Annotated in this window: 14 protein-coding genes; 4 read left to right on the top strand and 10 right to left on the bottom strand. The window is 70.6% G+C overall.

The annotated features are described in order from the left end of the window. Positions 1-330 precede the first annotated feature (330 nt). The 3 genes from FHS34_RS27355 to thyX form a co-directional block, all read right to left on the bottom strand. Positions 331-2,016 carry a ribonuclease J gene (locus FHS34_RS27355; protein WP_184970155.1) on the bottom strand — a complete coding sequence of 562 codons (1,686 nt, stop codon included), beginning with the start codon at positions 2,014-2,016 and terminating at the stop codon, positions 331-333. Positions 2,017-2,173: 157 nt separating this feature from the next. After that, positions 2,174-3,073 carry a 4-hydroxy-tetrahydrodipicolinate synthase gene (gene dapA / locus FHS34_RS27360; protein WP_184970157.1) on the bottom strand — a complete coding sequence of 300 codons (900 nt, stop codon included), beginning with the start codon at positions 3,071-3,073 and terminating at the stop codon, positions 2,174-2,176. A 211-nt stretch (positions 3,074-3,284) separates the two neighbouring features. Next, complete coding sequence (thyX, locus tag FHS34_RS27365) at positions 3,285-4,013, bottom strand: FAD-dependent thymidylate synthase (protein ID WP_184970159.1); 729 nt, start codon at positions 4,011-4,013, stop codon at positions 3,285-3,287. Between the two features lie 207 nt (positions 4,014-4,220). Here thyX and FHS34_RS27370 point away from each other — a divergent pair, with 207 nt between their 5' ends. Both FHS34_RS27370 and FHS34_RS27375 read left to right on the top strand, forming a co-directional pair. Further along, a complete protein-coding gene (locus tag FHS34_RS27370) occupies positions 4,221-4,457 on the top strand; it encodes a hypothetical protein (protein ID WP_184970161.1) in 237 nt (78 codons plus the stop codon). Positions 4,458-4,560: 103 nt separating this feature from the next. Continuing rightward, on the top strand, positions 4,561-5,115 hold the full coding sequence (locus FHS34_RS27375; RefSeq protein WP_184970163.1) for an SCO5741 family PH domain-containing membrane protein: 555 nt from the start codon (positions 4,561-4,563) through the stop codon (positions 5,113-5,115). 424 nt (positions 5,116-5,539) lie between these two features. On the opposite strand, the gene FHS34_RS27380 is transcribed toward FHS34_RS27375, so the two are convergent. The 5 genes from FHS34_RS27380 to rpsO form a co-directional block, all read right to left on the bottom strand. Further along, on the bottom strand, positions 5,540-5,992 hold the full coding sequence (locus FHS34_RS27380; RefSeq protein ID WP_184970165.1) for a tetratricopeptide repeat protein: 453 nt from the start codon (positions 5,990-5,992) through the stop codon (positions 5,540-5,542). A gap of 13 nt (positions 5,993-6,005) precedes the next feature. After that, a complete protein-coding gene (gene dapB / locus FHS34_RS27385) occupies positions 6,006-6,758 on the bottom strand; it encodes a 4-hydroxy-tetrahydrodipicolinate reductase (RefSeq protein WP_184970167.1) in 753 nt (250 codons plus the stop codon). A 26-nt stretch (positions 6,759-6,784) separates the two neighbouring features. Then, positions 6,785-8,164, bottom strand: a complete 1,380-nt coding sequence (locus tag FHS34_RS27390; RefSeq protein WP_184970169.1) for a M16 family metallopeptidase — start codon at positions 8,162-8,164, stop codon at positions 6,785-6,787. Next, positions 8,161-10,380, bottom strand: a complete 2,220-nt coding sequence (locus FHS34_RS27395; protein WP_184970171.1) for a polyribonucleotide nucleotidyltransferase — start codon at positions 10,378-10,380, stop codon at positions 8,161-8,163. The genes FHS34_RS27390 and FHS34_RS27395 overlap by 4 nt, the downstream gene beginning before the upstream one ends. A 350-nt stretch (positions 10,381-10,730) precedes the next feature. Continuing rightward, complete coding sequence (gene rpsO / locus FHS34_RS27400) at positions 10,731-11,018, bottom strand: 30S ribosomal protein S15 (RefSeq protein WP_055632174.1); 288 nt, start codon at positions 11,016-11,018, stop codon at positions 10,731-10,733. A 266-nt stretch (positions 11,019-11,284) separates the two neighbouring features. Between rpsO and FHS34_RS27405 the strand changes: the two genes are divergently transcribed. Further along, positions 11,285-11,578, top strand: coding sequence for a DUF397 domain-containing protein (locus FHS34_RS27405; RefSeq protein ID WP_184970173.1), 294 nt, complete (start codon positions 11,285-11,287; stop codon positions 11,576-11,578). Between the two features lie 97 nt (positions 11,579-11,675). On the opposite strand, the gene eccD is transcribed toward FHS34_RS27405, so the two are convergent. Next, entirely contained in the window at positions 11,676-13,175 is a 1,500-nt protein-coding gene (gene eccD / locus FHS34_RS27410; RefSeq protein WP_184970684.1) for a type VII secretion integral membrane protein EccD, read from the bottom strand. Positions 13,176-13,475: 300 nt separating this feature from the next. On the opposite strand from eccD, the gene eccCa reads away from it, so the two are divergent. Further along, positions 13,476-17,441 carry a type VII secretion protein EccCa gene (eccCa, locus tag FHS34_RS27415; protein WP_184970175.1) on the top strand — a complete coding sequence of 1,322 codons (3,966 nt, stop codon included), beginning with the start codon at positions 13,476-13,478 and terminating at the stop codon, positions 17,439-17,441. Positions 17,442-17,579: 138 nt separating this feature from the next. Here the strand turns inward: eccCa and FHS34_RS27420 are convergent, their stop codons facing one another. Beyond that, on the bottom strand, positions 17,580-19,685 hold the full coding sequence (locus FHS34_RS27420; protein ID WP_184970177.1) for a serine/threonine-protein kinase: 2,106 nt from the start codon (positions 19,683-19,685) through the stop codon (positions 17,580-17,582). Positions 19,686-19,716 lie beyond the last annotated feature (31 nt).

The raw sequence follows: 19,716 nt of genomic DNA on the forward strand, positions 1-19,716 counted from the left end.
ACGCTGTTGAGTTCTCAAGGAACGGTCGCTTCCTTTGTACTCACCCTCTCGGGCTTTCCTCCGGGCTTCCCTTCGGTGTTTCCGACTCTATCAGATCTTTTCTCGATCCGATTTCCTCGGTGCTTTCCAGGTCTCCGCTTTCGCGTTTTCCTTTCCGGCGGTTCCGACTTTATCAGAAGTTCTGAGTCGGTTTTCCCGCCCCGCCCCGGGCAACTGTGTCCAGCGCGTGAAGTGCTGGGGTTCCCGGTCGGGCAGAGCCGTAAACGTACTGGAGCGGGGCGCCCCGATGCAAATCGAGGCGCCCCGCTCCTGGCCCGTGCCGACGGGGCGTCAGACCTCCACGACCACCGGCAGGATCATCGGCCTGCGGCGATACGTGTCCGAGACCCACTTGCCGAGGGTCCGGCGGACGAGCTGCTGGAGCTGGTGCGGCTCCACGACGCCGTCCTGGGCGGACCGCTCCAGGACCTCCGTGATCTTCGGGAGTACGGCTGCGAACGCCGAGTCCTCGATACCGGAACCGCGGGCCTGGACGTGCGGCCCGCCGGTGATCTTGCCAGTGGAGGCGTCCACGACCACGAAGACCGAGATGATGCCCTCGTCACCGAGGATCTTGCGGTCCTTCAGCGCCGGCTCGCCGACGTCGCCGACCGAGAGGCCGTCGACGTAGACATAACCGGCCTGGACCTTGCCGGAGATCTTGGCCTTGCCCTCGACCAGGTCGACCACCACACCGTCCTCGGCGATGACGATCCGGTCGTGGGGCACGCCCGTGAGCGCACCCAGCTCGGCGTTGGCGCGCAGGTGGCGCCATTCGCCGTGGACCGGCATCAGGTTCTTCGGGCGGCAGATGTTGTAGAAGTACAGCAGCTCGCCCGCGGACGCGTGGCCGGAAACGTGCACCTTGGCGTTGCCCTTGTGGACGACGTTGGCGCCCCAGCGGGTGAGGCCGTTGATGACGCGGTAGACCGCGTTCTCGTTCCCGGGGATCAGCGAGGACGCCAGGATGACCGTGTCACCGTCGACGATGCGGATCTGGTGGTCCCGGTTGGCCATGCGGGACAGGGCCGCCATCGGCTCGCCCTGGGAGCCGGTGCAGACCAGGACGACCTCGTGGTCGGGCAGGTCGTCCAGCGTCTTGACGTCGACGACCAGGCCCGGCGGAACCTTCAGGTAACCGAGGTCCCTGGCGATGCCCATGTTGCGGACCATGGAGCGGCCGACGAAGGCGACCCGGCGGCCGTACTCGTGGGCGGCGTCCAGGATCTGCTGGATGCGGTGGACGTGGCTGGCGAAGCTCGCCACGATGATCCGCTTGCGGGCGCCGGCGAAGACCTGCCGCAGCACGTTGGAGATGTCCCGCTCGGGCGGGACGAAGCCCGGCACCTCGGCGTTCGTCGAGTCGGAGAGCAGGAGGTCGATGCCCTCCTCGCTGAGCCGGGCGAACGCGTGCAGGTCGGTGAGGCGGTTGTCCAGCGGGAGCTGGTCCATCTTGAAGTCGCCGGTGTGCACCACCATGCCGGCGGGGGTGCGGATGGCGACGGCCAGCGCGTCCGGGATGGAGTGGTTGACGGCGATGAACTCGCAGTCGAAGGGGCCGACGCGCTCGCGGTTCCCCTCCGCCACCTCCAGGGTGTACGGACGGATCCGGTGCTCCTGGAGCTTGGCCTCGATCAGGGCCAGCGTGAGCTTGGAGCCGATCAGCGGGATGTCCGGCTTCTCGCGGAGCAGGAAGGGGACGCCGCCGATGTGGTCCTCGTGGCCATGGGTGAGGACGATGCCCTCGATGTCGTCGAGACGGTCCCGGATGGACGAGAAGTCCGGCAGGATCAGGTCGATTCCGGGCTGCTCCTCCTCGGGGAAGAGCACTCCGCAGTCGACGATCAGCAGACGGCCGCCGTACTCGAAGACCGTCATGTTTCGGCCGATCTCGCCGAGACCGCCGAGCGGGGTGATCCGCAGGCCGCCCTCGGGGAGCGGCGGCGGCGGGCCGAGTTCAGGGTGCGGATGACTCAAAAGACTCTCCTCAACCACGCGCGCCACGTACCGGTCGGGCACGTGGCGCGCGTGACGTTCGTGCAGAAGCAGTTGTCGTTGTGGGGTGCGGGCACCGGTGGCCCGCGTCTGCTGTTGTCGATTCAGTTGTGAAGCCCGTGTGATGCCAAGTCTGTTGTCAGAGCTGTACCCCGCCGGCAGCAAGATCGATCTTGAGCTGGGCGATCTCCTCGGGAGAGCACTCGACCATGGGCGAACGCAGCGGTCCGGCGGGCAGGCCCTGCAGGGCGAGGGCGGCCTTGGTGGTCATGACGCCCTGGGTGCGGAACATGCCGGTGTAGACCGGGAGCAGCTTCTGGTGGATCTCGGTGGCCTTGACGACGTCACCGGAGACGTACGCGTCGACGAGGGCGCGCAGGTCGGGGGTGACCAGGTGGCCGACGACCGAGACGAAGCCGACCGCGCCCACGGAGAGCAGCGGCAGGTTGAGCATGTCGTCGCCGGAGTACCAGGCGAGGCCGGACTGGGCGATGGCCCAGCTGGCGCGGCCGAGGTCGCCCTTGGCGTCCTTGTTGGCGACGATCCGGGGGTGCTCGGCGAGCCGGACGAGGGTCTCGGTGCTGATCGGGACGCCGCTGCGGCCGGGGATGTCGTAGAGCATGACCGGCAGGCCCGTGGTGTCGGCGACGGTCGTGAAGTGCCGGTACAGGCCCTCCTGGGGGGGCTTGTTGTAGTACGGCGTGACGACCAGGAGGCCGTGGGCGCCGACGCGCTCGGCCTCGCGGGCCAGCTCGACGCTGTGGTGGGTGTCGTTGGTTCCGACGCCGGCGACGACGTGGGCACGGTCGCCGACGGCCTCCAGGACGGCTCGTACGAGGTCCGATTTCTCCGCGTCGCTGGTGGTGGGGGACTCGCCGGTGGTGCCGTTGATGATCAGGCCGTCGTTGCCTGCGTCCACCAGGTGGGCGGCGAGCCGCTGCGCGCCGTCGAGGTCGAGTGCGCCGTCCGCCGTGAAGGGCGTGACCATGGCGGTGAGGACCCGCCCGAAGGGGGTCTGCGGAGTCGAGGTCGGAGCCATGGGTAACACGCTACTCGGTGCTCGATGCGAGGTGTGCCCGTGGGGTGTCGGGAAAGTCAGGACAAAGAAGGAGCCCGGCACTGCCTGCTCGGGGGTTCAAGCAGTGCCGGGTCCGTTTGATCAGGCTAGATGAACTTCTCTAAATGCCGCAATACGGACACTTCGCCAGGCTGATCCATACATCCGTTCCCGGCAGGGGAACAAGGCTTCGTTATGGGGCCACACGCCCGTTCGCATTGAAGGCGGCGTACGTCAGCGGCATGAGCTTCGCCCACTCCGCCTCCATCTTCTCGCCCACCATCTCGATCTCCCGCTGCGGGAAGGACGGCACCTTGGCCAGCTCGTGCTGGGTGCGCAGGCCGAGGAAGTGCATCAGCGAGCGCGCGTTGCAGGTGGCGTACATCGAGGAGTAGAGGCCCACGGGGAGGGCGGCGCGGGCGACCTCGCGGGCGATGCCCTCGGCCAGCATCTTCTGGTAGGCCGCGTACGCCTGCTCGTAGGACTCCCGGAGGGTGCTGCTCACGGCCTCCTGCTGGGCCGGCGTGCCCTCGACGAAGACGTACTTGCCCGGGCGGCCCTCCTGCACCAGCTTGCGGGAGGCGTCGGGGACGTAGAAGACGGATTCGAGCTCGCGGTAGCGGCCGGACTCCTCGTTGTACGACCAGCCGGCCCGGTGCCGCATGAACTCGCGGAAGACGAAGATCGGGGCGCTGATGAAGAAGGTCATCGAGTTGTGCTCGAACGGGCTGCCGTGCCGGTCGCGCATCAGGAAGTTGATCAGGCCCTTGGAGCGCTCGGGGTCCTTCTTCAGCTCGTCCAGGGACTGCTCGCCGGCGGTGGACACACGGGCGGCGAAGAGCACGTCGGCGTCCGAAGCGCTGGACTTCACCAGCTCGACGGTGACGTCGCTGCGGAACGTGAGCGACTCGGGGGTGGTCACGGGGGTCGGGGTCCTTCCGTCACTGCTGTGGTTGGCGACCACCTTACGGGGCACCCGCCGGGGCCCCGGCCGGTACCTCGGCACGTCGGCCCGAAAAACTCAGCGACGAATTTTTCGGGACAAGGGCACCTTTTGTGTCAGCCGGTCGTCTGTACCGGTGAGGCGTACACATTCGATCTCCCACCCCCGAAAGGAGCTGCAGCCGTCATGTTCCGTCGGCGCGAGCCCGTACCCTTCGCCTTCCTGGCCGAGGCGCAAAGGTTCCGCAGCAATGTCACTCCCCCGCCCCGTCGGCGGGCCTCCCTCGGCGAGATGGCCGGGCGCTGGCTGCTGGGTCTCACCCTGGCCGCCGGGCTCGTCGGTGCCCTGATCATCGGCACTCCGGCGCTCTCCACGCCGTCCGGTACGCCGGCTCAGCAGTCCCAGGCGTCCCAGGGGCACTGAACGGGAGCACTGACCCTTCCGGACGCTCAAGGCTGGTGAGCGTCAACACGGCCGGATAGCCTCACCGGGCACAGCCCATGCGAGGACCGAGTGAGGACCAGCCGTGCCCCTGCCCTTTCTGACGGCCGACCGCAGCTTCGAGACGGCAGCCGAGAGCGCGCTGCCCTACGCCGACCCGGACCACTGGCGGCGTCCCTACCGGCCCGGGCCCTGGCGGGTGGGTGTGGCCGCGCTGGGGCTGCTGCTCGCCTCGTTCGTCCTGTTCGCCGCGGTGCTCATCGCGCTGACGGGGTCGGCCTCGTCCGGCGGGGTGGTCCTCGTCGTGGGCCTGGCGATCGTGGCGAGCTCGCTGCGGCTGCTGCGCATGGGAGTGTGGGTGAGCAGGCGGGGGCTGCGCCGGACCGGCTTCCTGATGACGCGCACGATGCCGTGGGCGCGGGTGGTCTCGGTGCGGACGGTGCAGCAGCCGGTGCGCTGGCTGGGGCTGCCGCGGACGGTGCAGGGCCAGGCCCTGGCGCTCGTCCGCAAGGACCGCTCCGCCGAGGACACCCCGCCACTGCTGACCACGCACAGCCTGGACTTCCTGGGCCGGCCGGTGGCCTTCGACCGGGCGGCGGACGTGGTGGAGGCGTGGGCCGCGGAGAACCGGCGCGGCTGATCCCACGGCCGGCCGAAGGGGCCCGGCCCGCGATGACGCGGGCCGGGCCCCTTCGGTTTCGCCGGCGCGGGAGCGCCGCGCTGAGACCGGTGCCTCCGGTTCGCCGGCGCCGGACCGCCACGCGGAGACCGGTGCCTCCGGATTCGCCGGCGCCGGACCGCCATGCGGAGACCAGTGCCTCCGGTTTCGCCGGCGCGCGGCCGGCGTGCGCAGACCAGTGCCTCCGGTTTCGCCGGCGCGCGGCCGGCGTGCGCAGACCGGTGACTCCGGATTCGCCGGCGCGCGGCCGGCGTGCGCAGACCGGTGACTCCGGATTCGCCGGCGCGCGGCCGGCGTGCGCAGACCGGTGACTTCGATTTCGCCGGTGTCCGGGCGGGGACGTGGGTACGGCTCCGGGGCGGCCGCTGTGTGCCGCCCGGTGGGGTCACGCCGGGACGGGCCGCCCGTCGTGCAGGGCGATGGCGCGCTGCATCGCCTTGCGGGCGCGTGGGGTGTCACGGGCGTCGTGGTAAGCGACGGCGAGCCGGAACCAGCAGCGCCAGTCGTCGGGGGTCGCCTCCGTCTCGGCCTTGCGCCTGGCGAAGACCTCGTCGGCCGATTCCCGGTCGATCCGGCCGCTGGGCAGGCGCTTCAGCTCGTCGACCGGCAGTTCACCCGCGGCGTCGAGTTCGGCGGCGAGCTGGTTGGCCTTGCGGACGAACTGGGTGTTCTGCCAGAGGAACCACAGGCCGATGAACGGCAGGATCAGCACCGCCACGCCGAAGGTGACGGTGATGAGCGTGCCGGACTGGATGAGCATGACGCCGCGGCTGCCGACCAGGACGAAGTAGAAGACGAGGACGGCGGCCGTGACGAGGTAAGTGATCTTCGCGCGCATGGGAGGGTCTGTCTCAGCTCAGGTCCAGGAAGTGCTCCAGGCCGAAGGTCAGGCCTGGAGTCGTCACGACACGGCGTGCGCCGAGCAGGATGCCCGGCATGAAGCTGCTGTGGTGCAGCGAGTCGTGCCGGACGGTGAGGGTCTCGCCCTCGCCGCCGAGCAGGACCTCCTGGTGGGCCAGCAGGCCCCGCAGGCGGACCGCGTGCACCGGGACGCCGTCGACGTTCGCGCCCCGCGCGCCGTCCAGGGCCGTGACGGTGGCGTCCGGCGCCTGGGGCATGCCTGCGGCCCTGCGGGCATCGGCGATGAGCTGGGCCGTGCGCGTGGCGGTGCCCGAGGGGGCGTCCACCTTGTTCGGGTGGTGCAGCTCGACCACCTCGACCGACTCGAAGTACGGCGCGGCGATCTGCGCGAACTTCATCGTCAGCACGGCCCCGATGGAGAAGTTCGGCGCGATGAGCACGCCGGTCTCCGGGGACTGGGCGAGCCAGCCCTTGAGCTGCGCGAGGCGCTCCTCGGTCCAGCCCGTCGTACCGACGACGGCGTGGATGCCGTGGCGCACGCAGAAGTCGAGGTTGCCCATGACCGAGGCGGGGGTGGTCAGCTCGACGGCGACCTCGGCGCCGGTCTCCGCCAGGGTCTCCAGCTTGTCGCCCCGGCCGAGGGCGGCGACCAGTTCCATGTCCTCGGCGGCCTCGACCGCCCTGACCGCCTCGGAGCCGATCCGGCCCTTGGCACCGAGGACCGCCACGCGCAGCTTGCTCATGTTCCTGCTTCCTAACCGGTGGGGTTTCAGGCGACCGCGTCGTGCAGCCGGGCGGCCTGCTTGTCCTTGAGCGGGCCGATGACCGACAGCGACGGACGCTGTCCCAGGATGTCGCGGGCGACCGAGCGGACGTCGTCCGGAGTCACTGCGGCTATCTCCGCCAGCATGTCGTCCACGGACATCTGCTCGCCCCAGCACAGCTCGCTCTTGCCGATACGGTTCATCAGCGCGCCGGTGTCCTCCAGGCCGAGGACCGTGGAGCCCCGGAGCTGGCCGACGGCGCGGGCGATCTCGTCGTCGGAGAGGCCGTTCCGCGCGACCTGGTCGAGTTCTTCGCGGCAGATCCGCAGCACGTCGTGCACCTGGCTGGGCCGGCAGCCGGCGTAGACGCCGAAGAGGCCGCAGTCGGCGAAGCCGGAGGTGTACGAGTACACGCTGTAGGCGAGGCCGCGCTTCTCCCGGACCTCCTGGAAGAGGCGGGAGGACATGCCGCCGCCCAGGGCGGTGTTGAGCACACCCATCGCCCAGCGGCGGTCGTCGGTGCGGGCGAGGCCGGGCATGCCGAGGACGACGTGCGCCTGCTCGGTCTTGCGGCCGAGCAACTCGACCTTGCCGGAGGTGCGGATCGTACGGCTGCCGTCGCGCGGGGCGATGGGCCGGGCGTCCGGGGTCCGGAAGGCGCCCGCCTTCTCGAAGGCGGCGCGGACCTGGCGTACGACCTTGTTGTGGTCGATGTTGCCGGCGCAGGCGACCACCAGATGGGTCGGGTCGTAGTGCTTCTTGTAGAAGCGGCGGATGCGGTCGGCGGTGAGGGCGTTGACGGTGTCGACCGTGCCGAGGACCGGGCGGCCGAGGGCGTTGTCGCCGAACATGGTGTGCGCGAACAGGTCGTGCACACAGTCGCCCGGGTCGTCCTCGGTCATGGCGATCTCTTCGAGGATCGCGCCGCGCTCGACGTCGACGTCCTCCTCCAGGATCAGTGAGCCGGTCAGCATGTCGCAGACGACGTCGATGGCGAGCGGCAGGTCGGTGTCGAGCACGCGCGCGTAGTAGCACGTGTACTCCTTGGCCGTGAACGCGTTCATCTCGCCGCCGACGGCGTCGAGGGCGGCGGAGATGTCCAGCGCGCTGCGCTGCGCCGTGCCCTTGAAGAGCAGGTGCTCCAGGTAGTGCGTGGCGCCGTTCAGGGCGGGGGTCTCGTCGCGGGAGCCGACGTGCGCCCAGATGCCGAAGGTCGCGGAGCGGACCGAGGGCAGGGTCTCGGTGACGATGCGCAGACCGCCCGGGAGGGTGGTCTTACGGACCGTGCCGATGCCGTTCCGGCCCTTGATGAGGGTTTGGGTACGGGCAACGGCCCGCGCCTCCGAGGAGGGGCGGGCCGTCACCTGCGAGCTACGGGACGTCACTGCTCGGCGTCGTCCTTGGTCTCGTCGTTGCCTTCCTCGCCCTCGACCACGGGGACCAGGGAGAGCTTGCCGCGGGAGTCGATCTCGGCGATCTCGACCTGGACCTTCTGGCCCACACCGAGGACGTCCTCGACGTTCTCCACGCGCTTGCCGCCGGCCAGCTTGCGGATCTGCGAGATGTGCAGCAGACCGTCCTTGCCGGGCAGCAGGGAGACGAACGCACCGAAGGTGGTCGTCTTGACGACCGTACCCAGGTACCGCTCGCCGACCTCGGGCATCGTCGGGTTGGCGATGCCGTTGATCGTGGCGCGGGCGGCCTCGGCGGCCGGGCCGTCGGCGGCACCGATGTAGATGGTGCCGTCGTCCTCGATCGTGATCTCGGCGCCGGTGTCCTCCTGGATCTGGTTGATCATCTTGCCCTTGGGGCCGATGACCTCACCGATCTTGTCCACCGGGATCTTGACGGTGATGATCCGCGGGGCGTTCGGGGACATCTCGTCCGGCGTGTCGATCGCTTCCATCATCACGTCGAGGATGTGGAGGCGGGCGTCGCGGGCCTGCTTGAGGGCCGCGGCCAGGACGGAGGCCGGGATGCCGTCCAGCTTGGTGTCGAGCTGGAGGGCGGTCACGAACTCCTTGGTGCCGGCGACCTTGAAGTCCATGTCGCCGAAGGCGTCCTCCGCACCGAGGATGTCGGTGAGGGTGACGTAGTGCGTCTCGCCCTCGATCTCCTGGGAGATCAGGCCCATGGCGATACCGGCGACGGGGGCCTTCAGCGGCACACCGGCGTTCAGCAGCGACATGGTGGAGGCGCAGACCGAGCCCATGGACGTCGAGCCGTTGGAGCTCAGCGCCTCGGAGACCTGGCGGATCGCGTAGGGGAACTCCTCGCGCGTCGGCAGGACCGGCACGAGGGCGCGCTCGGCGAGGGCGCCGTGGCCGATCTCGCGGCGCTTCGGGGAGCCGACGCGGCCGGTCTCACCGGTGGAGTACGGCGGGAAGTTGTAGTTGTGCATGTAGCGCTTGCGGGTCACCGGGGAGAGGGTGTCCAGCTGCTGCTCCATGCGGAGCATGTTCAGGGTGGTGACGCCCAGGATCTGGGTCTCGCCACGCTCGAACACGGCGGAACCGTGGACCCGCGGGATGGCCTCGACCTCGGCGGCCAGGGTGCGGATGTCGGTGACACCGCGGCCGTCGATGCGCTTCTTCTCCTTGATCACGCGCTCACGGACCAGCTGCTTGGTGAGCGAGCGGTACGCGGCGGAGATCTCCTTCTCGCGGCCCTCGAACTCCGGCAGGAGCTTCTCGGCGGCGAGACCCTTGACGCGGTCCAGCTCGGCCTCGCGCTCCTGCTTGCCGGCGATGGTCAGCGCGGAGGCGAGCTCCGGGCGGACGGCGGCGGTGAGCGCCTCCAGGACGTCGTCCTGGTAGTCCAGGAAGATCGGGAACTCGCCGGTCGGCTTCGCGGCCTTGGCGGCGAGGTCGGCCTGGGCCCGGCAGAGCACCTTGATGAAGGGCTTCGCGGCTTCCAGACCGGCGGCGACGACCTCCTCGGTCGGCGCCTCGGCGCCGCCCTCGACCAGCTTGATGGTCCCCTCGGTGGCCTCGGCCTCGACCATCATGATCGCGACGTCGCCGTCCTCCAGGACGCGGCCGGCGACGACCATGTCGAAGACGGCGTCCTCGAGCTCGGTGTGCGTCGGGAACGCGACCCACTGGCCACGGATCAGCGCGACGCGGACGCCGCCGATCGGGCCGGAGAAGGGCAGGCCGGCCAGCTGCGTGGACGCGGACGCGGCGTTGATCGCCACGACGTCGTACAGGTGGTCGGGGTTGAGGGCCATGATCGTGGCGACGACCTGGATCTCGTTGCGCAGGCCCTTCTTGAAGGACGGGCGCAGCGGGCGGTCGATCAGGCGGCAGGTGAGGATCGCGTCCTCGGACGGCCGGCCCTCACGGCGGAAGAAGCTGCCGGGGATCTTGCCGGCGGCGTACATCCGCTCCTCGACGTCCACCGTGAGGGGGAAGAAGTCGAGCTGGTCCTTGGGGTTCTTGGAGGCGGTGGTGGCCGACAGCACCATGGTGTCGTCGTCCAGGTACGCCACGGCGGAGCCGGCGGCCTGCTTGGCCAGGCGGCCCGTCTCGAAGCGGATGGTGCGGGTGCCGAACGGGCCGTTGTCGATGACGGCCTCGGCGTAGTGGGTCTCGTTCTCCACTAGCGTTTTCTCCGTTACTTGTCGTCTTTCGTCCCTCGGCTGCCCGTGTGGCAGGGGGACGGTGGTGGAGAGGCGCTCCGTGCGGTGCGGGCCGGTCTTCGATCGAAGCACCCGGGGTTCGCTTCCCCCCGGGGGCCACTACCGAGGACCGGCGGCGGCGTGGTGCGCGTCTCCTTTTCTTGTCGTGCTGTGTCGTCCGTATTGCGTTGTGCTACCACACTACAAAGCGTGAGTGACACTCCGCATGTTTCCGCCTGGACGGCGGAGGGTGCCGGGTGCGCGGCGGAGCCCCGCATACGGCAAAGGGAGCGGTCCCGAGTCCTCCCGGGAACCGCTCCCCTCACGGCGTCCTACTTGGCGCCCGCCGCACCGCGGCGGATGCCGAGGCGGTCGACCAGCGCACGGAAGCGCTGGATGTCCTTCTTGGCGAGGTACTGCAGCAGACGGCGGCGCTGACCGACCAGGATCAGCAGACCACGGCGGGAGTGGTGGTCGTGCTTGTGGGTCTTGAGGTGCTCGGTCAGGTCCGAGATCCGGCGCGAGAGCATGGCGACCTGGACCTCGGGGGAGCCGGTGTCGCCCTCCTTCTGGCCGAACTCGGCGATGATCTGCTTCTTCGTAGCGGCGTCGAGCGACACGCGTACTCCTCATAGTCTGTGATGGCCACCGAGCGCCCCCGGTCTTCGTCTCGGGGGAGCTTCCGTTACTCGGAGGCGGGATCCGCTGGGCGCTGCCACCGGAACACCGAACGGTTCCGGGGGTGCGTACACAAACGGCCGTCACTGAGGGTACCAGGCGATGGCGGGTACCTTGCGCCCGGTCGGCGAACCGCCCTGAGGGGACCGTGCCCGCCACTAGGGTGAGCGCCGGGACCGTACCTACCTCGGGAAGGGGTCGCTGCACGATGGCGGAGACGGAAGCGGAGATCAAGGCGCGCAAGGAGCGGGAGCGGGACGAACTGTACGCGCTCGACATCTCGGGTGCCGAGTGGCACTGCGCGCCGGGCACGGAGGAGCACGAGGAGCGGGTGGAGATCGCCTACCTGCCCGGCGGGGCGGTGGCGATGCGGTCCTCCCTCGATCCGGACACCGTGCTGCGCTACACGGAGGCGGAGTGGCGGGCGTTCGTGCTGGGAGCCCGGGACGGGGAGTTCGATCTGAAGCCCATGGCCCACAACGGGGGCCTCGACGTGCAGTGAGCGGCGCGCGGGATCTCGACGCGCGGTGAGCGGTGCACACGAGAAGGGGCGGCACGCGCGCGTGCCGCCCCTTCTTCCGTTCCTGTCCGTCCCGCTTCTAGCTGGTCATGGCGCGAGCCTTCGCGTACACGTCGAAGACGGCCAGGGTGAGCGGGATCAGGGTCAGCAGGACGAAGCCCTCGCAGATCTCCAGAAAGCGCCCCCAGAAGGGGGTCAGCCCGCCGCGCGGCAGGATCAGGCCGAGGGCCGTCACCAGGGCCGTGGCCAGGGCGATGACCGCGATCAGCCAGATGGTGCGGATGTCGAGGTCGGTACGGTCGCCGGCCAGCGCCGCCAGCATGATGTGCGGCGGCGGGTTCAGCGCGAGGCCGAGGCCGAGGAGGACCAGGGAGGCGAGGCCGGCGGCGAGCACGGCGGCGACCTGGGCGGTGTACCGGAAGAGGCCGGCGCGCATGAGCATGCCGATGCCGGTGACGCACGCGAGCAGCTGGGCCCAGATGTCGTCGGAGAAGCCGAGCACGGCCGACGCGCCGACCGCGAGCAGTGCGCAGCCGCCGACCAGGCCGACGAGGAGTTCGTGGCCGCGTCGCGCCTGCGCCTCGATGCGGTCGGTGTCCACCGGCTCCTGGGCGGCGGTCTCGGTGCCGTAGGCGGAGCGGGGGGTGCCGCTGCTGGGGTTCTCGAAGCCGATCGGCAGCCGGGCGAACCGCATGGACATGCCGGGCAGGAAGGCGAGTGCGCCGACGGCGACCGGTGCGCACAGGCCGGCCATCTCCCGGGGGGCCCAGTCGGTGAGGGTCGCGACGAAGACGACGATCAGGGCGACCGTCGAGGCGAACACGAAGGCGACGAAGGGGCCGTCGCCGTGCGGTGAGCACAGAGTGAGGATCAGGGCGGCGACGAGGACCGCGGCGCACGCCAGCAGGAACTGGAGTCTGCCGATGCCCTCCCCGTCGCTCAGCGGCAGCAGTCCGCTGCCCGCGACGCCGATGTTGGGCAGCGCGCCGAGGCCGAGGGCGACGGCGGAGCCGCGGTCGTCGTAGACGCGGGCGCGGACCGCGGCGAGCACGACCAGGAGGATGCCGGTGACGGCGGCGAGGATGCCGGCCAGGCCGTGCATGTCGTGGCGCGGGTCGGCGGTCCAGGCCACGAACGCGAGCAGCGCGGGCAGGACTCCGCCGCCGACGAGGCCCGCGGCCCGGGTCAGGTCGCCGCTCCAGAGCCTGTGCTGCTTGGTGACGGAGGAGGCCACGGCCTCCGCGACGTCGTCGAAGACGGCCGGCGGCAGGGACTCCGCGAACGGGCGCAGCGTGAGGAGTTCGCCGTCGAGGATGCGCTGGGCGGCGAAGGAACGGGCGCTGTCCAGCACGGTGCCGTCGGTGCGGACGAGGTGGTAGCCGACCGGGGCGCCCGCCGCGGGGCTCTGCTGGGACAGCCGGAGGATCTCCGGATAGAGGTCGGCGACGGGGACGTCGTCGGGCAGTGCCACGTCGATACGGCTGTCCGGCGCGACGATGGTGACCCGGCAGAAGCCGAGTCCGGTGCCGGACGCGGAAGGGGCTCCCGTCCCGGGTCCGCCGGTGGCGGCGGCCGTCATGCTCACCTGCTGCTCCCCCTCAGTGGTGGTGGTGCGTCTATGTCGTGAAGGTCCCGTGCCGGTTTGACCGGTGCGCGGCGGCGCGGGTGCCGCACGGCGGGATTCCGGGGTCTTCCCGCCTCTCCGTTGAGAGGTTTGTCCCGGTACATCCAGCCTGCTCGGCGTGTGCTCACGCGAACATTCGGCACCCTACCGCTCACCCGTGCCGGATGAACTCAGTAGGATCACGCGGCGGCCTGCGCTCGCCGGACACGGGGCGGTGGGCGGAAAGCCTGGGTCGGGCAAGGGAATTGGTGAGCGGTGAGCCAGATTGTCGTAAAGCGCCCCCCTAGGGCGCTGCCGTCCGAAGTGCCCACGGAGGAGGTCGCTGTCCAGCCACCGCCGGAACTGCCGCGGGGGCCTCAGGAGAGCGTGCTGATGCAGCTCCTGCCCACCCTGGGCATGGGCGGCTCGGTGGTCTTCTTCTTCACGAACGGCCAGCCGTTCATGAAGATCATGGGCATGATCATGATCGCCTCGACGGTGGCGATGTCCATCGCGATGGTGGTGCGCTTCCGCCGGGGCTCCCAGGGCCAGTTGGCCGACATGCGCCGCGACTACCTCAGTTACCTGTCGCAGACGCGCAAGTCCGCCGTCTCCACGGCGAAGTCGCAGCGGGACGCGCAGTACTACCTGCACCCCTCCCCCGAGCAGCTCTGGGCGCTCGTCGCCGAGGGCAGCCGGGTGTGGGAGCGGCGGCCCGGCGACGAGGACTTCTCGCACGTCCGCATCGGTCTCGGCCCGCAGCCGCTGGCGACCCCGCTGCTCGCCCCCGAGACGGGTCCGGTGGAGCAGCTGGAGCCGCTGACCGCGGGCGCGATGCAGCGTTTCCTTGCCGCCCACGGCACCGTCGGCGACCTGCCGATGGCGGTGTCGCTGCGCGCCTTCTACCACGTCACGGTCAGCGGTGAGGCGCAGTCCGTACGCGCCTCGGCCCGCGCGCTGGTCGGCTCGCTGGCGTCGCTGCACTCCCCGCAGGACCTGCTCATCGCGGTGGCCGCGGGCCGTGAGGCGCTGCCGCAGTGGGACTGGGCGAAGTGGCTGCCGCATGTGCAGGCGCCCGGTGCGGTGGACGGCGCCGGTTCGCGCCGGCTGATCGGCTCCGACCCGCGCGAGCTGGAGGACCTGCTGGCCGCACGGCTGAACGGCCGCCCGCGCTTCCACCCCGGCGCGGCGCCGCTGCTGGACGAACCGCACATCGTGCTGGTGCTGGACGACCTGTCCCTGCTGCCGGACTCGATACTCGCCAACCCGGAGGGGCTCCAGGGCGTCACCGTGGTCGAGGTGGTGCCGGGCGAGCTCACGACGGCGGGCGGCGACCTGTCGATCGTCGTACAGCCCGGCCTGCTGCGCCTGGAGTCCGGGCACGGCGAGGTGTACGAGGGCAGCCCGGACGTCCTGTCCTACGAGTCCGCCGAGGCGCTGGCCCGGCAGCTGGCGCCGCTGCGCATGGCGTCCGGCGGTGACGACGACGAACCGCTGCTCGCCAACCTGGAGTTCACCGACCTGCTGGGGCTCGGGGACGCGGCGTCCGTCGACACCAAGCGGACCTGGCGCCCGCGTGCGCTCGCGGAACGCCTGCGGGTGCCGATCGGTCTGGGCGAGGACGGCCGGCCCGTGATGCTGGACCTGAAGGAGGCCGCGCAGGAGGGCATGGGTCCGCACGGCCTGTGCGTCGGCGCGACCGGTTCCGGCAAATCGGAGCTGTTGCGCACACTGGTGCTGGGTCTCGCGGTCACCCACTCCTCGGAGACCCTGAACTTCGTCCTCGCGGACTTCAAGGGTGGTGCGACCTTCGCCGGCATGGCGCAGATGCCCCACGTGGCGGCCGTCATCACCAACCTCGCCGACGACCTCACCCTGGTCGACCGCATGGGCGACTCGATCCGCGGCGAGCTCAACCGCCGCCAGGAGATGCTGCGCGACGCGGGCAACTACGCCAACATCCACGACTACGAGAAGGCGCGGGCGGCGGGTGCCCCGCTGCAGCCGATCCCGTCCCTCGTCCTGGTGATCGACGAGTTCAGCGAGCTGCTGACCGCCAAGCCGGACTTCATCGAGATGTTCGTGCAGATCGGCCGTATCGGCCGGTCGCTGGGCGTGCACCTGCTGCTCGCCTCGCAGCGTCTGGAGGAGGGCCGGCTGCGCGGCCTGGAGACGTATCTGTCGTACCGGATCGGTCTGCGCACCTTCTCCGCGGCCGAGTCGCGTGCCGCGCTCGGCGTCCCCGACGCCTACGAACTGCCGAACGTCCCCGGTTCCGGCTTCCTGAAGTTCGGCACGGACGAGATGGTCCGGTTCAAGGCGGCGTACGTCTCCGGCGTGTACCGCGCGGGGGCGCAGCGGGCGGCCCTGCCCGGCGGGCAGCTGCCGGTGGACCGGCGGCCGGTGCTGTTCACGGCCACCGAGGTGCCGGTGCAGTACACCGCGATCCCGCAGCAGCGCACGCAGTCCGAGCCCGAGGTGGACGAGGCGCTGGCCGACACCGTCCTCGACGTGATCGTGCGCCGGCTGGAGGCGCAGGGCCCGGCGGCGCACCAGGTGTGGCTGCCGCCGCTGGAGAGTCCGCCGTCGATGGACGCGCTGCTGCCCGGCCTGGTGGCGGTGCAGGGCCGCGGTCTGACCCAGCCCGGCTACGAAAGCGCGGGCCGCCTGATCGTCCCGGCCGGTCTGGTCGACAAGCCGTACGAGCAGCGCCGCGACCGTCTGATGCTCGACTTCTCGGGCGCGGCGGGCCATATGCAGATCCTCGGCGGTCCCCAGTCCGGCAAGTCCACGCTTCTGCGCACGCTGATCTGCTCCTTCGCGCTGACGCACACCCCGCACGAGGTGCAGTTCTACGGGCTGGACTTCGGTGGTGGCGGTATGGCCGCGGTGGACGGCCTGCCGCACGTCGGTGGCATCGCCTCGCGCCTGGACCCCGAGCGTGTCCGCCGTACGGTCTCCGAGGTGTACGGCGTCCTGACCCGCCGTGAGGAGTACTTCCGCACGGCCGGCATCGCCTCGATCGCCGACTTCCGCACCCGGCGGGCCCGCGGCGAGATCTCGGTCACGGACCAGCCGTGGGGGGACGTCTTCCTCGTCATCGACGGCTGGGGCAACTTCCGTACGGACTACGAGGGCCTGGAGCCGGCGGTCCTGGACATCGCCGCGCGCGGTCTCGGCTACGGCATCCACCTCGTGCTGACGGCGTCCCGTTCGATGGAGGTCCGGTCGAACCTCAAGGACCACCTGATGAACCGCCTGGAGCTGCGGCTGGGTGACGTGATGGACTCGGAGATCGACCGCAAGGTGGCGGTGAACGTCCCCGCGGGTGTCCCCGGCCGGGGTCTCTCCCCGCAGAAGCTGCACTTCATGGCGGCGGTGCCGCGCATCGACGGTCTCACCTCCGACACGGACCTGGCCGAGGCCACGGCCGCGCTCACCACCGAGGTCGGGCGCCACTGGCAGGCGCCGGGCGCCCCCAAGGTGCGGCTGCTGCCGCGCCAGCTGGAGGCGCTCGAACTGCCGCCGGGCGACCGGTTCCGGGATCGGGGCGTCGCCTTCGCGCTGGACGAGGAGAACCTGGAGCCGGTCTTCGTCGACTTCGAGCAGGACCCGTTCTTCCTCGTCTTCGGCGAGAGCGAGTCCGGCAAGTCCAACTTGCTGCGGCTGCTGATCAGGCAGCTGTCGCTGCGGTACGGCGGCGACGAGGCGAAGTTCTTCGTGGTGGACAACCGCCGCTCGCTGCTGGACATCACGCCGGCGTCCCATCTGGCGGAGTACATCCCGATGTCGAGCCAGATGGACCACCACATGGCGGCGCTGGCCGACCTGATGCAGCGCCGTACGCCGACCGCCGACGTCACGGCGCAGCAGCTGCGGGACCGGAGCTGGTGGCGGGGCCCGCAGGTGTTCGTCGTCATCGACGACTACGACCTGGTCTCCACGTCCAGCGGCAACCCGCTCAGCGGACTGGTGGAGATGCTGCCCTTCGCCCGCGACGTCGGTGTCCGCTTCATCATCGCCCGCTCCTCGGCGGGCGCGGGGCGGGCGTCCTACGAGCCGTTCATGCAGCGCATGAAGGAACTCGGCGCCCAGGGCCTGGTCATGGCCGGCGACCCGGGCGAGGGCGACGTCCTCGGCGGAGTCCGCCCGCGTCCGATGCCCGCGGGCCGGGGCGTCTTCGTGTCCCGCAAGCGGGGGAAGCCGTTGGTTCAGACCGGGTTGGTGGATGTGGAGTACTGAGGCGACTCCAGAGCAGTGGCATCAGTCGCACATTTTCTGAATCCGGCGGCCGTTCGGCCGCCGGATTCGGCATCTCGGTTGCGCGGCGGGCACCGGTTCCACCGGGGACTTCGCGATGCCGTCGGCTGTGTGGGGCGGTCAGAAGACCGGGAGGGCTCGGAGGGACGTGGGGGTGGTCACGAAGACGCGGTTGCCGTGGGCCGCGAAGGCGGTGTCGTCGGCGCCGGACTGGAGATCGTACGACCACACCTCCGTCGGATCGTCCTTGCTCACGGCCCGCACGGTGGAGCCGTCCAGCAGCCAGACACCGTTGCCCTGCAGGACGATGGGGTGATCATTGCTGTTCACCGCCAGTCCGCCGTCCCACCGCTTCTTTCCCTCCGGGAGGCCGAAGCCGTAGGGGTAGCCGTAGTCGTCACAGGCGCTCGAGTAGAGCATGTCGCCGTAGACGCAGGGCCGTGACCACTCGTAGTTCCTGCTGTCGTAGTAGTGCCGCTTCGTGTGTGACCACAGCTGCCCGCCGTCCGAGATCCGGCGCGCGGAGAGCGTCCTGCCGTTGAGGTAGACGACGCCGTCCCGGACCGCCGGGAAGAGATACCGGTCCTTGGCCAGGCCGCGGGCGGTCCACTCGGTGCGACCGGTGCCGGTGTCGACGGCCATGGCATGCCCGGTGGTCGTGGTGACGACCAGCCTTCCCCGGTGGGCGACGGATCTGGGGAGGAACTTGCCGCGGAAGTCCGCCGGTACGGGGACGGTCCAGCGGATCCTGGCGTCGGCGCGGCCCACGGCCCGCAGACGCTGGTCCTTGGTCAGCAGGTAGACCGCTTCCGCGTCCGAGGTCAGCAGCATCTCGACGTCTGCCTTCGCCGTCCACTTGGGCTCTCCGGTCGACGGGACGAAGGTGTGCAGCGTGCCGGCGTCGTCGGCCGCCACGAGCAGCCGGTCGGAGAGGGACAGGAAGCGGCAGGTCATCTGCATCGTCGGAGCGCTCCAGCGGCGCTTGCCGTCGACGGCGTTGAGCGCCACCACACCGGTGACGGGGTTGCCGACGATGACGACGTCCCGTATCGGCAACGGTCCGGGTGCCCTACCGCTCGTCACCCCGGTCGTCGTCCACAGGGGCTCGGGTGAGCCCCCGATGATGTAGTCGCCGTCGTCGGCGGAGAGCAGGCGCGCCGTCGGCGTCTTCACGGCGGGCGGGTAGGTGAACAGTTCGGTGCGGTGCCGGCCGCTCCCGCTGCCGCGAAGCAGCCACCATCCGGTCCCGGTCCCGGCCGCCGCGAGTACGGCACCGCCGGCCGCGACCCCGGTGAGCAGGCGCCTTCTGGACGGGCCCGCCCCGGTCTGCGTCGTCAGCAGCGGCGCGGACAGCTCTCGTACCTCGCGCTCCCGCTCCTTGACCGCGTCCGCCACGGGCCCGCGCTTCCACACCGCGTCGGCCTTCTTCGGCCCGGCGAAGACGGTGGCGATCTGTTCCGGAGCGGGCCGGAGGTTCGCGTCCTTGGCGAGGCAGGGCACGATCAGCGCGTGCTGCCCGGGGGTGATGCCCTGCCAGTCGGGCTCGCCGTGGACGACCTCGTACTGGACGGCCGCCACGTGCGCGCCCTGGAACGCGCGGTGCCCGGTGGCCGCGTAGACCAGGACGGCACCGAGCGAGAAGACGTCGGCGGCGGGGGTGACACGGCGGCCGAGGACCTGCTCGGGGGCGCCGTACCCGGGGGTGACCGGGATCTGGCCGGTGGTGGTGAGGGTCAGGCCGTGTTCGGGGCGCGCGATGCCGAAGTCGATGATCCTCGGGCCGGTGGCGGTGAGCACGATGTTCGGCGGCTTGAGGTCGCGGTGCACGAAGCCGGCGGCATGGATGTCCCGCAGGGTGCGCGCGACCGACGCGGCCAGGGCACGGAGCCTGGGGTCGTCGAGGGGGCCGTGCCGGTCCACGATCTGGTCGAGGGTCGGTCCGGCGAGGAACTCGGTGGCGATCCATGGCCGGCCGCCCTCGGTCTGGGCGCCCAGCACCGCCGCCACGCCGGGGCTGCGGACCGCCCGCGCCGCCAGGGCCTCACGCACGAAGCGCTGGGCGAGGTGGGTGTCATGGGCCAGTTCCGGGCGGAGGACCTTCACCGCGGCGACCGTACCGGCGTGGTCCTGGCCGACGTAGACCTTGCCCATGCCGCCCTCGCCCAGGACTCCGAGCAGCCGGTACGGGCCGAGGCGGATCGGGTCGCCGGTCTCCAGGGGTCTCATCGCTGATCGCTCTCTCTTCGCACCGGACGGC

Origin of the sequence: Streptomyces echinatus (assembly GCF_014203595.1) — a bacterium.
Taxonomy (GTDB): Bacteria; Actinomycetota; Actinomycetes; order Streptomycetales; family Streptomycetaceae; genus Streptomyces; species Streptomyces echinatus.

Bases quoted from the DNA above. Each gene is read 5' to 3' on its own strand.
- dapA (WP_184970157.1), bottom strand. From the start codon at position 3,073: ATGGCTCCGACCTCGACTCCGCAGACCCCCTTCGGGCGGGTCCTCACC.
- FHS34_RS27370 (WP_184970161.1), top strand. From the start codon at position 4,221: ATGTTCCGTCGGCGCGAGCCCGTACCCTTCGCCTTCCTGGCCGAGGCG.
- FHS34_RS27380 (WP_184970165.1), bottom strand. From the start codon at position 5,992: ATGCGCGCGAAGATCACTTACCTCGTCACGGCCGCCGTCCTCGTCTTC.
- dapB (WP_184970167.1), bottom strand. From the start codon at position 6,758: ATGAGCAAGCTGCGCGTGGCGGTCCTCGGTGCCAAGGGCCGGATCGGC.
- FHS34_RS27405 (WP_184970173.1), top strand. From the start codon at position 11,285: ATGGCGGAGACGGAAGCGGAGATCAAGGCGCGCAAGGAGCGGGAGCGG.
- eccD (WP_184970684.1), bottom strand. From the start codon at position 13,175: ATGACGGCCGCCGCCACCGGCGGACCCGGGACGGGAGCCCCTTCCGCG.
- FHS34_RS27420 (WP_184970177.1), bottom strand. From the start codon at position 19,685: ATGAGACCCCTGGAGACCGGCGACCCGATCCGCCTCGGCCCGTACCGG.